The organism is Deltaproteobacteria bacterium, assembly GCA_016208165.1.
Classification (GTDB): Bacteria; Desulfobacterota; Desulfarculia; order JACQYL01; family JACQYL01; genus JACQYL01.
The window spans coordinates 71,721-86,787 of sequence record JACQYL010000062.1; the positions used below are offsets into that span (position 1 = coordinate 71,721).

The following is a 15,067-nucleotide window of genomic DNA, read 5'->3' on the forward strand; positions in this document are numbered from 1 at the left end:
CGATGTCTTGCAGGTCACGGCCTACCCGACCTATGAAGCGGGAAGCGGCAGAATCACATGGAACGTCGAGCCCTTGTCTACCTCGCTGTCGACTCGGATCGTGCCGTTGTGGGCCTCCACAATGCTTTTTACGATGGGCAATCCCAAGCCCGTGCCGGTTATAAAGCGGGTCTTTTCATTCTTCACACGATAAAATCGATCAAAAATACGATCCTGTTCTTCGCGGGGGATGCCGAAACCGGTATCGCTGACGCTGATCCGGAGATACTCATTCTCGACGTCGGCGGATACGGTTATGCTTCCGCCCTCCGGCGTGTAATGGATCGCGTTTGTAATGAGGTTGGAGAACACCTCTTCGATGTTTTCCTTATTCGCAAGAATGGAAGGTATCTTGGGGACGGGAAGGAGTGAGAGCCTTATGCGCTTCCTTTCCGCTTTGGGTGTGTAGAAGGCCACCTGATCTCTAAGCAGCGCATCAATAGAGACGGCCTCTCTTTTTTGAGAAATGAGGCCTGATTCGATCTTTGCCAGATCCAGCAGCTCGGAAGCCAGATGCACGAGCGCCAGGACCCGCTCTGAAGTTCTGGTGAGGATTTCCCGCTGCTTTGCCGTCAACTCTCCCGCCAGCCCGTCCAACACCACATTGAGCTGCATGAGCACGGTATTCATGGGGCTGCGGATTTCATGAGACACCATGGTCACGAAATCGGATTTGAGCTGATCCATTTTTTTCATCGCCGTGATGTCATGGAGAACAGTAATCGTGCCCAGGTTCCTGCCCATCCGATCCCGAAAGGGTGCGCATCGAGCATCAAGAATCTTCTCTTGGTCCGCTTCTTTCGAGCCGAGACGAATCTCTTCGCACAGTTCGATGCGTTCGTCCGGAGCGCTGGTTAAGGCTCGATCCATCATATTCTCTAAAGCATCGTTGCGGATGAATTCGGACACAGGGCGACCGACAACCCTTTCCCCGGTATAGCCCAATAGGCGGAGAAAGGCCGGATTGGCCAGTACGACCCTTTTGTCGGGGTCCGTGGCCATAACGCCATCCGCGAGCTGGTTGATCATCACGTGCATTCGAGACTTTTCGGTGGCGATGTCCTGCAGGGTCCGCGTGAATTCCAAAGCCTTCGAGACCACGATGCGAAGTTGCTCCGGTGAAAAAGGCTTGGGAATGAAATCGAACGCCCCCTTTTTCATGGCCTCGATGGAATTCTCAACGGTCGCATACCCGGTGATCACGATGATCGCCGTATCCGGATGGAGGAGTTTAATCCGTTCGAGGACTTCAAGCCCGGCCAAGCCGGGCATCATCAGGTCCAGCAAAACGATATCGAAATGCTCCTGATCAATCATGGATAACCCGATCCGTCCGTTTTCGGCCCGGTCCACCTCGAAGCCTTCCGAGGTCAATACCTTGTGGCAACCATCACGGATCCGTTTTTCGTCATCCATCACCAGGATTTTGGGTGTGAAGGCAGCCTTTGCCCCTGATCGATTCCCCATGGTTTACACATCCTTTACCGGAGAATCCGCCGGTTCGAGCGGTATCGAACTCGAGTTGTCAGCCGGCACGAAGAGGGGCAGCTCAAGAAGAAATGTTGTTCCATGCGGGCTCGTCTGTTTCACGGAAATGTTTCCTCCATTCTCCTGCACGATTCCATATGCCGTGCTGAGTCCTAGTCCCGTCCCTTTTCCCGGCTCCTTTGTGGTGAAAAATGGATCAAAAATCTTGGACAAATTCTCTTCGGGGATCCCGCATCCCGTATCTTCTATTTCCAGATATGCTTTCTTGGCGGGTTTGTCCCGGTAACTCCTGAATAGCAATGTTCCCTCTCCATTCATGGCGCCGATCGCATTCATGATCAGATTAATACACACTTGAGTAAGATGATTCTTGTCCACATGCACAAGCATCATATCGTCTGAAAGCTCTCGAATCACTTGGATATTTCGGAAGATGGCCTGATCCCGAATAAGCATCAGACTTTGTTCCAAGAGGTCATTGAATTGGATGAATTCCCTTATCGGGCTTGTTTGCCGGCTGTACGCGAGGAGACTCTTGACAATCTCCTTGCATCGGTTTGCGTCTTCGATCACGTACTCGAGGTCTTCCCGGAATGGATTGTCGTCGGTCATCTGCTCTAATATCGAGTTCGCGTAAAGAAGGATTCCACCCAGAGGATTGTTGATTTCATGGGCCACTCCGGCGGCCAATTGGCCCAGTGACGCCAATTTTTCCGATTGCGCCAGTTGTTCCTGGGCTTGCTTCAGCTTCTGTTCAACAGCGATTTTTTCACGAAGGTCATTGAAGATGCCCATCGTAGCGATTTCCTGCCCATCCTCGTACATGATGGAGGCCGTGATTTCCGCGGGTATTTCCTCACTGTTGGCATTTAGAATCTTAATCGTCGTGCTGGGTAATTTCCCTTTGCCTCCCAAGGTCTCGTCCCGCAGCTTCTTCATGATGGCCCGGGCGACCCCCGGCGGATAGAGGTTTTCCACGGATTCCTTATCCACCATTTCGGCAACGCTGTATCCAAAGAGTTTCTCAGCGGCGGGATTCATAAACAATATCTTTCCGTTGCGGCTTGCGGCCACGATGGCGCACGCTGAACTTTCCACGGCTCGTTCCAGGAATTCCTTGGTTTCTCTAAGCGCCTTCTCCAGCACTTTCAGGCGGGTTACGTCCCGTACGCTCTCCATGACATACATCACTTCTCCATTATCGTCGAGGATGGGAGAGAATACGCGATCTTCCCAGATTTCTCCGTTCTCTTCGGAGAGAATCCTTCTCAGCGTCGAATGCCCTTTCTTTTCTTCCAGGACCTTCGGCAAGGGGCAGATATTGGGCGAACACGGGTCTTTGGAATTGTAAAACACCTGATGACAGCTTTTCCCCATCAATTCTCCCACGGGCATACCGAATTTCTTGACCGCTACCTCGTTTGCATAAACGATTACTTTGTCTTTGCCCAGAATGAGAGTCGGCAGGGAGAGCGAATCAAAGACCCGCACCCTCCAGTCGGAATGATTTGAAACACAGTCGTTCGTTCCAGCCATCACGCACCTTCGTGTTTGTGGAATTTCCGAGGTCCCTCGCAACCGAGGTCTTGGAGAAACCAGGGAGCAAACGCCGCGTTCGGTTGCTTCGTTCTCCGGAGGAGGTAACCAGGGCCGTACAAGTGGGAGATCGGAAGTTCAGAGGTCGATGGAGAACAAAGAGACAGCGAGGCGAGTCTGCAAGTCAAGCGAATTCCACTGGTTTGGATTCATTTCCATGGGAGCTCGCATGAGTGGGCCTCATGGCGGTGGATCACCATTTCCACGACAGCGCCTCTCGATCGAGCCGAGGAGGCGCGTCGTCCGAAGCCGCTTTGCCTGCTCACGCAAGGTTTTCTTTGACAATACCCATAAGCTTTTCGAGATCGATCGGCTTGGGAATGAAGTCATCGGCCAGAGTTGACATGCCGTCCTGGTGGGTGTAACGGGTCAGTTCGACCGCCGATCCCACGGCAGTGAGCAGCACCACGGCGATGTCTTCGTAGTCCGGATCGTTCTTGAGTTCATTGCACAGCGTATATCCGTCCTTCCTGGGCATCATCACGTCCAGAATCACCAGCGCGGGCTTCTCTTCCTTGATCCGGTCCCAAGCCTCGACGCCGTCGTACGCCTTCTTAACACGGTAGCTCTGGCTCTCCAATTTCATGGATACGGCTTCCACAAGATCCGGATCGTCATCCACGACCAGCACGAGCGGTTTACTTATCATTATGTGTCCTCCCTGTAACCGGCGCGAAACCGATGAAAAACTATGTAGTCCGGGATTCGCCCCGAGTTAGACTTTCGGCCTGGGCAAAAGTCCTGCCCGCTCCACGATTTCGGGCACCTTTTCTTCCCATTCGATGGCCATGATGTGGAATCCCCGGACACCCTCCATTTCCTTGAGACGTTGTATGGTCTCGACGCACATGGTAATCCCTTCTTCCGGCTGTTTTTCCTTCGGCACGCCTGACAGCCGCTTCACGACATCGTCGGGGACGTCCATGCCCGGCACTCTGTTTTTCATGTATTTCGCCATGCCCGCCGATTTCATTGGAGTGACCCCGGCCAGGATAGCCACTTTCTCGTGTAAGCCGCGATCCCGAACACCTTGCATCCACCGCTCGAATTTGTCCAGATTGTAAATGCATTGAGTCTGAATGAAATCAGCGCCTGCTTTCACTTTCTTGGCGAGGCGGGCCACCCGGAGTTCGAACGGGTCCGCGAACGGGTTGGCTGCAGCCCCGATGAACATTTTGGGAGGGTTCTCGATGTCGTCTCCGCCCTGGAATTTTCCTTGATCCCGCATTTTTCGCACGGTTTGAATGAGCTGAATGGAATCCAGGTCGTAGACGTTCGCTGCGGAGGGATGATCCCCAAAACAGGGATGATCGCCCGACAGGCAGAGCATCGTATTGATTGAATGGGCGTATGCGCCAAGGATATCCGACTGCATGGCCAATCGGTTACGGTCCCGAGTGACCATCTGGAGTATCGGGTTCAGCCCCAGTTGCTTGAGCAGGATGCAGGCGCTCAAGCTGGACATTCGGACAACGGCCGTCTGGTTGTCGGTAACGTTCACCGCGTCCACATAGCCCCGCAGTATCTCTGCTTTCCGTTGGATTTTTTCCGGTACGGCGCCGCGGGGAGGTCCGCATTCAGACGTTACCGCAAGCTGTCCCGTTGCCAATACTTTTTCCAAAATGCTATCTGTTTTCATCACGCCAAATCCTCTTTAATGATCTTGCGAGGGCCGCCGTCCCGGCTCGTGCGCCAGTCTTTTGCTTCCATAATGTCTTCGTACCGATCTTGGAGTCCTAATGCATTCAAACGGTCCCAAATCAACTGCCACGCGCAGTCCGTATCTGGATTGATTTCGCATTTGCCGTGGGTGGATCCGCCACAGGGGCCGTTGAGCAGACGTTTGGAACACCGGGCAATGGGGCATATGCCTCCGGTGACTGCAAGGACGCATTCCCCGCACCCTTGACAGCGCTCGGCCCAAACGCCCTGGCGCTCCGAGGCGCCCATGAACTTGGTGTTGACCGCGGGAAACACCGGCAGGTTCTTAAACCGCCGGGCCACTTCCTGCACTCCGCAGCCGCAGGCCATGGAAACCACGGCTTCCGCCCGATCGATAATGGGAGCCAATTCTTCCACGTATTCGGGATCGCATTGTCTTTCCAACGTGATTTCCGTGACGTCGAGGGGCTCCCCGCTTTTCATGCGCGCCATTTGGAGAACAGAAGAGAGAATGCCCACTTCCTTGCGGCCTCCGGCAGCGCAAACAGTGACGCACTCGTTGCATCCCGCCAGGATGATCCGCCGGTACGGCCGTATATATTCGATGATTTCGTCAATGGGTTTTGACTCGGCTGTAATCATACTATTGTACTCCCTGATAAGATGTGTGCTACGAACCCGCAGCCGCCCGAATGTTCTTTTCTACGAATTTCTTGATGGGATTTGGGCCCATGGCACGGACCTTTTCTGTAAATTCCTTCACGGTGTGAGCAAATCGACCGCCCATCCCCGCAGACATTGTGGTCATTTCGATTCGTTCCCCACCGATGCCGATCTCGTCCACCATCTTTTGCGCCTGCTTCACACGTTGAGCCGCCCGGATATTGCCGACTTTGAAATGGCAGTCACCTTCTAGACAGCCTTCTACGAGGACGCCGTCCGCCCCTTTCTGCAGCGATCGAAGGATATGGAGCGTGTCGACTTTCCCCGTACATGGGACGCGAACGATTTTTACATTCGGGGGGTAGGTCATTCTCATGGTTCCCGCCATATCCGCGGCTGTGTATGCGCAATAATGGCAACAAAACGCTACAATAACCGGTTCGAAGTGTTCCATTACATGATTCCTTCCAACAGGCCGTCTAGCTCGGCCGTGATTCGATCGTCTTCGAACTGCATAAGCTGGATGGCTTTTGCCGGACATTCGGCCGCGCATACGCCGCACCCGTGACACTTGGCCGGATCGATTTCGGAATGGCCGTCCGCATTGATAAAAGGAACATCGAAAGGACAGGCCCGCACACAGATCAAACAGGCGGCGCACTTCTCGCTGTCCACTCTGGCAATCGCGGCTCCCAATTCCACTTTCTCCATGGCGAGAAGCGTCTGGGCCCTACCTGCCGCGGCTTGGGCTTGCGTGATGCTGTCGCGAATGGATTTGGGGCCGTGGGCGGTACCTGCGACGAAAAATCCGGGTGCGGGCAGGTCCACCGGTCTCAGCTTGACATGGTCTTCAAGGAAGTACCCGTCTCCAGTCCGGGGCAGTCGAAAAATAGCGGCCAGATCCTCCGTGGACTCGTCATCGGCAACAAACCCCGTGCTCAGTGCGAGGCAATCCGCATCCACTTGGATCAATCGATCCAGAATCGGATCGGTGAACGTAACGGCGAGCCGGCTTTCGTTCGCCCGGACCTCGGGGAGACCCTCCAGGCCGTATCGGGCGAAAATGACGCCCTGTCTTCTCGCTTCCCTGTAATAATCCTCATATAGACCGTAGGTCCTCATGTCGCGATACAGGATAACCACCTGGATGTCGGGATCGGATTGTTTGATGCGGAGGGCGTTCTTCACCGCCGTCAGACAACAGATTCGGGAACAGTTTGGATTCTCGGGCACCCGGGAGCCCACGCACTGAATCATGACCACCCGCTCCCAGCCCTTGACCGTGTCGGGCTGCTCCTCCAGGAGGACATCCAGGTCTTTCTGAGTGACCACGGCCTTATGTTCATCCAGAAGGTACTGTTTGGGCCGATGAGCGAGCGCGCCGGTGGCGAGAATGGTGACCCCGTGCTGGATCTGCCGGTAATACATCTGAGGACCGATCTGAAGTCCGGTTTTGAACAGTCCCGGCATGCCCGTGTGATCCACGACAATCGCGCCCGTGAGCGTTTGAATGCGCTCATGTCCTTTGACGCGCTCGATCAGGTCTTCCATGTAAGCTCGAACGTCTTCGCCTTCGATGGTCTTGCGTATATCCTTGGCCAATCCGCCCAGTTCCGATTCTTTCTCCACCAGGAAGACTCGGTATCCTTCATCGGCAAGGCTTAAGGCCGAATTCATTCCCGTCACGCCGCCGCCCACTACAAGAACGTCCTTATTAACGGTCATATAATGGTCGGTGAGCGGGTGAGCGAGGCCGACGCCGGCAACCGCCATGCGGAGCAGATCCTTGGCCTTGGCCGTGGCCTTTACGGGCTGATCCGAATGCACCCAGGCCGCCTGGTCCCGAATGTTCGCCATTTCCAGCAGGTATTTGTTCAACCCCGCTTTACGTAGCGTGTCCTGAAAAAGGACCTCGTGTGTTCGCGGGGAGAACCCTCCAATCACGATGCGATTCAGTTCCTTTTCCCGGATGGTGTCTTGTATGTGTTCGAGCGCTTCCCGGCTGCAGCCATATCCCGTCATTTCGGACAGGACCACATGAGGCAAGTGCCGGGCATAAGAAACAAGATCATCCAGATCGATGACGTCNNGTCTCCGATATCGTGGCCGCAGTCAAAGACGAACACCCCGATTCGAGGCTCCTCCCCCGACACGTCTCGCTCGGGAGGATACTCTTCCTCGACCTCGAACAGGAGTTCCCGGCCGACCAGGCCTTTTGACGACACGCATGCGGCCGCACTGGCCTGTGTCAGGGTTTCCGGAATGTCTTTCGGGCTCTCGAAAAGTCCGCATACGTAAACGCCCGGCCGGGATGTGGCTACAGGCTCGAAGCTACCGGTTTTGACGAAGTTGTGTTCGTTAAGTTCAATCCCGAGCTTCTCTCCCAGCGCGGAGAGATCGGATGGAATGCGAAATCCCGTTGAAAGAATTACCATATCGAACACTTCGCTCCTCGGCGAGCTGTCGCCCTCGAGCACGTAGCGGATCAAGAGGTCGTCCGTTCCCGACGCGTGTTCGACCGAGTGCGGCCTGGAGCGGACAAACCGGACGCCCAGATCTTTCTTGGCTCGCTGATAGTAAAGTTCGTAGTCTTTACCGAATGTCCGCATGTCCATGTAAAACATGACTGTTTCGATTTCGTCGTGGAACCGTTCCTTTGTGACCATGGCTTCTTTCAACGCATACATGCAACACACGCTGGAACAGTATGAAACATCCCCTTGATTGACGTTTCTGGAGCCCGCGCACTGTATCCAGGCTATCTTGCGAGGAATTCTGCTGTCCGAGGGCCGAACGAGTTCCCCTTTGGTGGGTCCGGAAGCGGACATGATCCGCTCGTACTCCAGTCCCGTGACCACATTAGGCAGAATTCCGTGCTGATACATCTCGACTGTTTTCGGATCGCACAAAGAGGCCCCGGGAGCTAAAATGACGGCCCCCACTCCCAATTCGCGGAACACGGGTTGTTCGCCCGGCAGAATGGCGCCCGCCTTGCACACGTCCACCAGGGCCTGAATATCCTCACATTTATCCATGTCGATGGAATATGCGAATGGCGTGGCTTGGGGATATCGCATACAGGTGGGGGCGCGGAAGTCAAAGCCGGGGGTGAACCGAACGCACTCCGGAAACTGCTTGAAACAATCCCCACAGGCCGTGCATTTGTCCAGGTCGATGTGCCGGGGGTTTGTCTTCAAGGTTGCCGTGAACCCCCCCGTTTCGCCTGTAAGTTCGTTAAGTTGGGTCAGACCCAGCACCTCCAAGCGCCGTTGGCGGCCGCTTCCGGCCAGATGAGAGGAGAGGGTGCACATATCGCAATTGTTGGTTGGAAACGTGCGATCCAGCTGAGTCACAAGTCCACCGATTGCAGGCGCCTTATCGATCATCAACACGTCTTTCCCTGCCTCGGCAAGGTCCATGGCGGCCTTCATGCCGCCGACGCCTCCGCCTACAATCAGCACTCTGTTGCCAAATCGGGAAATTTCAAAGTCTGCCATCTTTGCTCTCTGCTCTTTCTAAAGTAGACCGGGATTCGGCGGCTTCCTGTGTGCGAAAACCGGGCGTATGGTATGTCAACGCGATCCCAGGCTCTGTTCCATCCAGGACCACGCCATTCGGGGCCCGGCGCACACGAGCCGTACATTCAACTTTGTCTATCCGAAAACTGGAGGCTTGCGCCCCCGCTTTCGCTGGATGAGCCATTTCTCATCAGGTTCGTTTGTCTTATGGCCGGGATTACAGACCCGCGCTATCCAATATGCCGGGGATCCGATGTTCCCAGCCCAGGGTTACAATTTTCACTCCCTGAGCGGATTCTCTCAGAGCCGAGATTGTCTCTCCGGCAATGCGGAAACACTCCAGTATACGGTCGGAAGCCCGCCGGATCCGGTTGATGGTATTTTCCGCGATCTTTACTCCGGGGAGATTCGCGGTCATGTATCGGGCCATACCGACGGATTTCAGTAAGATCACCGTGGGAATGATCGGTACGTTAAGGTCACGCGCTCGCTCTTTGAGGAAGAGGAACTGCTCCGGATCGAAAACGGGCGGAGAGATGAAAAAGCACGCTCCCTTTTCCACCTTTTTTCGAGCTATCTCGAGTTCGGTGTCCAAGGCTTTCTCGTCCCCGAACGGCGCGATGGTGCAGCCGACGATAAAACTCGGTTTGCCGTTGAGAACAATGCCGGATAGATCGGCGCCTTTCTGCAGGGCCTGCATGGCGCCGAGAAGCCCTAGTTCATCGAGGTCCTTGACCGGTTTCGCGTCGATATGATCTCCCAATGTCAAGTCTTCACCGCGGTCCACGATGAGATTTTGTATGCCGAGTGCGTACGCCGAAAGCAGTTCCCCTTGAAGGGCGATTTGATTCCGATCGCGGCAGCAGACGTGTATGATGGCTTCCATTCCTTGCTGTTGCATCAAGACGCCGCCCCCTAAAGCGGTCATTCTCATTACGCCGTTTCCCATGTCAGGAATTGTAACGGCGTCAACTCGTCCCTTCAGCCTGCGGGCGTTGATGACAAACTCGGAGATGTCCACGCCTTTGGGCGTATCCATTTCGGCAAGTACTACAAATTCGCCTGAAGATAGTCGCTTGTGGAAACTCATAGGTGTTTTATTCCTTTGTCCGAGTGCATTTTAAGTTTTGTGAAAAAATCTACTTTCATAAGTCCGGGTCGTTGTCAATAGTTTTTTGTGACGACTTGAGTAGGCAATGGATAATTATTAAATGTTTATAATAAGTTATATATTCTATAATCAATCATTATAGACACATTTTGTTTACACATTAGCATGTACAAGTATTCCCGTTTTACCCTTTCGGTCATCCGTTTTTTTCGCCTCACGTAACAGCCCTATACCTTCGATTGGTTCCATTCGAATGTGTGACCCAGCCATGCTTGGAAGTTCCGAATTGGCCGAGCCGGGGCTCGGCGTTCCCAGGCGTGATCCAGCCACGCTCGGAAGTTCTTCCAATCCGTGTCTTTGAAAGGCCAGGGCCGATTGGGATGACCCTGTTCTTGAAACTCGTCCAAGCCTTTGGACAGCGAAGAACAAAACCGAACTTAGCTGATCCAAAATGTACCTAACCCCGATAGTGTCCGTCTTCGTTCGGTATCCTCAAAAAAGCCGTCGAGAACAACAAGCAATACTGGAAGGCCGGTGGGCGGTGATTCCGCTTCGCTCATGAGAAACGGAGTACTCCCTTGATCGGACCGATATGAATAACAAAACGGGATGTTGAAGGAACCGACACCGTTCGGTTTATTGCGGCCGGGCCAATCCAACTTAGTCGTACTCAGGCATGTTTATTGCTTGTGTGAGTTTGAAGAGAATGCCGGACAGAGAAAACCGTTCCGATTTAAGAGCCCTGTAAGGGGTCCGCCATCCATGTTTTTTCGAAAGGGAACTTCATGGACATACTACTTTTCCTCAAGAGCACAGAGGTGTCGATCCCTGTGTTTCAGATCGTGATGCTTTTGGCCCTGAGTACGCTGTCCCTGCTTTTCGGGAGAATGAAACTCGCCCTCCTGGTGAACTATGTATTCACGTTGTACTGGGGCTACATGCTCAATCGGGACCGGATATTCGGAGAGAGCCTAGAACAGATCAGTTATTTCAGTTCCTTTTATTTTCTTTTCGGTCTCTTCGTGGTGGTGTTGGCATCCATTGGGTTTATGACCCAAAAGGAATAATCCGGCGATGCGTCCTTCGTCACGTGTCTCCGAATCTCAACACACTCAGTTCCAGGAATCCCCGGTCGGACCGAGGTCAGCGGTCTCGATACGGGGATCCGTATCGCGCCGGCGACATCCTTGCATTCAATCGCGGATGACACTGCAGAACGATGAGACAGGAGAAGCAGGGGGCCCATCCGTGTCCGGGGAATCGGAACGGATGGGGTCGCTTCCTATGGAATAACCGGAACGTCGTATTCCCCGCAAGGTCCGACCATACAGGGCTTCAAAGCGCTGCCCCACCCAACATCGGTTACCACCGCTCCGGTTACATGAATTTCCGAGCGCACGCCGGACGCGAGACGTTTTGCCTCCGCACTATGGAGTGGACGTCACACCCAATTCCGGATTGCTCCTAAAGGTTCTCGACGTTTTTCCCGATGGTTTCTCTATAAGGCTGAAGGCGGAAACGCCTCGGTTTCATCGAGATGCTGTTTGATTCAGATTTTGCGATCGAGACAAATCTGTAGACGACAACGTACGGCCGGAAAAACGACCGGCCGAATGAATCGATTCCCCAACATGATGCTGTTTTCGACGAACTTAGGGAGAACTCATTGGAGTGTGATCGGAAAAGATCGAAGCTGAAAGACAAAGAAAGCGGCGGAACGTTCAACTCGATGCTGAGTATCCTTTTCCGGGCTTTTCCCGTCGCTATCGAGAAAGGCGACGATTTGCGATTCTGGAGGGAACGGATACTTCTCGTTACCCTCTGTTCGGGTGTGCTTTTCGCCTTTTTCCCGTTCATTCAGGGCATGAAATTGGCGTTTGAAGAGAGATCCTGGGGCATAGCACTCGCGGACGCGCTCTTCTATGGCGTAGCCGTGGCCTTGATCGTCTTCCGGCGGATTCGATTCGAGATTCGAGCGGGAGCAACGCTGTTCATGCTGTTGGTGCTCGGACTGATCATTCTGAACTATCGCGGCCCCGTAACATCCGGCCTCATCTATCTGTTCGGGTTTTCCGTGTTCGCCGGAGTATTGTTGGGCTTGAGAGCATCGCTGGTCGGTCTCGGCGTCAACGCATGGGCCGTTGTGACCATCGGTTGGCTGATCGACAAAAGTTATTTTCCATGGGTGTCCCAGCTGGGAATCACCGTATCGAAATGGATCGTTACGAGCGGTAATTTTCTCTTTTTGTCGGGCGCTGCCTCCCTGTCCATCGCGGTATTGGTAAAAGGTCTTGAAGCGAGTCTCATTTCAGAAATACGGACCTCGGAAGAGTTGGAGAAGGAGGCGCAAGAACGGAAGCTGGCTCAGCAGGCCTTGGCCGAAAGTGAGAAAAAATACAGGCAGCTCGTCCAATTTGCACCGGCGGGGATTGTCGAGATCGACCTGAGCACAGGCAAGCTCCTCACGGTGAATGACGTTCTATCCCGGTATTCCGGCTACTCGCAGGAAGAGCTGATGCGGATGAACCCTCTGGAATTCCTGGAAGGTGACTCCAGACGGCGATTTGTGGATAGAATGCAAAGGTTAATACAGGGTGAAACCGTGGATGAACCCGCCGAATATATGCTCACCAATCGAAACGGAAAGACCTTTTGGATTGAATCCAACGTGGCTTCCATACAATCGAATTCGGATACTCCGAAGGCCATGATAACTCTTCATGACATAACGAAGCGTAAACTTAGCGAGGACCGCCTCAAAGAATCGGAAGAAAGATATAGAACGTTGTACGACAGTGTCCATGATATGATCTGTATCCATGATATGGATGGCAAAATAATCAAGTCAAATCCTGCGATGGCTGAAATTTTTGGATACGACATTAATGATCTTGTCGGTAAGCAGATATACAACCTGATACCTCAAGAATACCGAAAAGATTTTTTTGAAGGGGAACACCATTACATAGAATACAATAATGTATTGATTCAAGCTTCCGGCAAAACGCCCTATGTTACCGGCATTGGGCGGGATATAACGGATCGGATCGCAGCGCAACGTGAGCTGAGACTCCTCGAGGAAAAGCTATCGCAGGCTCAAAAGATGGAGGCCGTTGGGACACTGGCCGGCGGAATCGCACATGACTTCAACAACCTGTTACAGGTGATTTCAGGGTATACGGAGTTCCTGCTACAGAAGAAATCGCTCGACCGGACCGCTCTGTCGAACATCGAGGGCATCGAGCAGGCCGTGGAGAGAGGCGAAGAACTGGTACGGCGGCTTTTGGTGTTCAGTCACAAAGAAGCACGCAGGATGGAGCCGGTGGATCTGAATATGGTCATCAAAGACGGCCTTCGCATACTGGAACGCACGATCCCCCAGATGATCACGATCGAGACCGGACTGAGCGATGATTTGAGACCTGTCAAAGGTAACGCCGTTCAGCTGGAGCAGATACTGATGAACCTGGGCACCAATGCGCGGGACGCCATGCCCGAGGGTGGAACAATACGGATACGGACCAGCAACCAATGGATCGGTATGGACACGCCGGACCATGCACACCAGTTCGATCCGGGTGAATACGTGGTTTTGGAGTTTTCGGACACGGGTTCGGGTATGTCCCAGGATATTTCTTCCCGAATTTTCGAACCCTTTTTCACGACAAAGGGGGTAGGAAAAGGAACGGGACTGGGCCTTGCAACGGTCTACGGCATTGTCAAGGCCCACGGAGGATACATCACCTGCTCGAGCGAATTGGGCAAAGGCGCCCGGTTCCTCGTTTACATACCCGCCTTGGAAGGCGAAGGCCTTGTGGTCCCGAAAGCGATCACGCAGGAGAAGAGCATACCCGCAGGTCATGAGACCGTTCTGGTTGTGGACGATGATGAAGCCATATTGAATATAGCTGGGGAATCCCTCAAGAGCTGCGGATACGAAGTAGTGCCGGCGTCAAGCGGCGAAGAGGCTCTCCGGCTCTATGAGGAAAAGCGCGTGGAGATCGATCTGGTGGTGCTCGATCTCGGAATGCCGGGCATCGGCGGGCGCAAAGCTCTCGATGGACTTCTGAAACTGAATCCGGACGCCCGGGTGCTGGTGGCCAGCGGCTATACGTCCGACGCACAGATCAAAGAGGTCATGGGGTCGGGGGCTTCGGATTTCATCGGGAAACCCTATAGAATCAGCGATTTGATGCTTAAGGTCAGGACGATTCTGGATAGTGGGACGTAAAACCGTTTCTCGAACAGGTCGAAGCCCACGGACTATCGGAAGCCGGCCAACATCCTTCCCACCAGGGATCTCTCGGGCCTGACGGCGTCGCTCGGGCAGACTTCGTTACAACACCAGCATCGAATACACTGGTTGTGGTCCACGGACGCGCCCGCCCTGGTCATCCGGATGGCCTGCCGGGGACAAGATTTCAAACATAAGGCGCAGCCTATACAAAGCCTGCGATCGATGCCGGGGCGCGGGAGCAATTCGCGACAAAAGGCTTCCTTGAGGCGATGCGGCAGCCATTGGAGCCCTTCGAGGCCGTCCCTCATGGTGTTGGGTTGGGGCAGGCGAAAACCCCTCTGAACGGCCATCTCCAGCGGCACACCGACAACTTCGACCTCCGGAGGGGCGACGATCTGAAACAGAGGCGGTTCCTCTTCAGGAAATCCCATCATCCGACTCATGACATAGTCCACAGCCAGAGGATCCGCACTCGCGAGGATGTACCCTACGAACCGCGGCCGGCCCCAGGTGGGACCATCGCCCTCCATGCCCACAACCGCGTCCACGATGGTCAGCTTGGGCCGTACGAGATCCAGCAGGTCCAGCAGGAGGCCCGTGAAATCTTCAGGGTCCTTGAATTTCGAGTGATACGCCACCTTGGTAAGGCCGTGCACGACCCCATACAAATTTTTTACGGCGCCGGTCATTCGAGCAAAAAGGTGCGTCTTGAACTTCGGGAGGCTGATCATGTTCCTGTGCGAAGTCATCGAT

The 15,067-nt window shown here is 54.0% G+C and carries 10 protein-coding genes and 1 pseudogene; 2 read left to right on the plus strand and 9 right to left on the minus strand.

Features of this window, described 5'->3' with window-relative positions:
- Nucleotides 1–30: 30 nt before the first annotated feature.
- The 8 genes and pseudogenes from HY788_13740 to HY788_13775 form a co-directional block, all read right to left on the minus strand.
- A complete protein-coding gene (locus tag HY788_13740; protein MBI4775212.1) occupies nucleotides 31–1,506 on the minus strand; it encodes a response regulator in 1,476 nt (491 codons plus the stop codon).
- 3 nt (nucleotides 1,507–1,509) lie between these two features.
- Nucleotides 1,510–3,063 carry a PAS domain S-box protein gene (locus HY788_13745; protein ID MBI4775213.1) on the minus strand — a complete coding sequence of 518 codons (1,554 nt, stop codon included), beginning with the start codon at nucleotides 3,061–3,063 and terminating at the stop codon, nucleotides 1,510–1,512.
- Nucleotides 3,064–3,385: 322 nt separating this feature from the next.
- The gene (locus HY788_13750) at nucleotides 3,386–3,772 is read right to left on the minus strand and encodes a response regulator (protein ID MBI4775214.1); all 387 of its coding nucleotides are present in this window, start codon (nucleotides 3,770–3,772) and stop codon (nucleotides 3,386–3,388) included.
- Between the two features lie 66 nt (nucleotides 3,773–3,838).
- Nucleotides 3,839–4,762, minus strand: coding sequence for a methylenetetrahydrofolate reductase (locus HY788_13755; protein MBI4775215.1), 924 nt, complete (start codon nucleotides 4,760–4,762; stop codon nucleotides 3,839–3,841).
- Entirely contained in the window at nucleotides 4,762–5,427 is a 666-nt protein-coding gene (locus HY788_13760; protein MBI4775216.1) for a methylenetetrahydrofolate reductase C-terminal domain-containing protein, read from the minus strand. The genes HY788_13755 and HY788_13760 overlap by 1 nt, the downstream gene beginning before the upstream one ends.
- Nucleotides 5,428–5,455: 28 nt before the next feature.
- Nucleotides 5,456–5,902: a hydrogenase iron-sulfur subunit gene (locus tag HY788_13765; GenBank protein ID MBI4775217.1), complete on the minus strand. Its 447-nt coding sequence runs from the start codon at nucleotides 5,900–5,902 to the stop codon at nucleotides 5,456–5,458.
- Nucleotides 5,902–8,945 (minus strand): annotated as a pseudogene (locus HY788_13770) (CoB--CoM heterodisulfide reductase iron-sulfur subunit A family protein). The gene HY788_13765 and the pseudogene HY788_13770 overlap by 1 nt, the downstream one beginning before the upstream one ends.
- 238 nt (nucleotides 8,946–9,183) lie before the next feature.
- Complete coding sequence (locus tag HY788_13775; protein ID MBI4775218.1) at nucleotides 9,184–10,056, minus strand: methylenetetrahydrofolate reductase; 873 nt, start codon at nucleotides 10,054–10,056, stop codon at nucleotides 9,184–9,186.
- An 806-nt stretch (nucleotides 10,057–10,862) separates the two neighbouring features.
- Here HY788_13775 and HY788_13780 point away from each other — a divergent pair.
- Entirely contained in the window at nucleotides 10,863–11,144 is a 282-nt protein-coding gene (locus tag HY788_13780; GenBank protein MBI4775219.1) for a hypothetical protein, read from the plus strand.
- Between the two features lie 599 nt (nucleotides 11,145–11,743).
- Complete coding sequence (locus tag HY788_13785) at nucleotides 11,744–14,308, plus strand: PAS domain S-box protein (GenBank protein ID MBI4775220.1); 2,565 nt, start codon at nucleotides 11,744–11,746, stop codon at nucleotides 14,306–14,308.
- A gap of 32 nt (nucleotides 14,309–14,340) precedes the next feature.
- Here HY788_13785 and HY788_13790 read toward each other — a convergent pair.
- The coding region (locus HY788_13790) for a DUF362 domain-containing protein (protein ID MBI4775221.1) at nucleotides 14,341–15,067 on the minus strand (727 nt) is incomplete at its 5' end.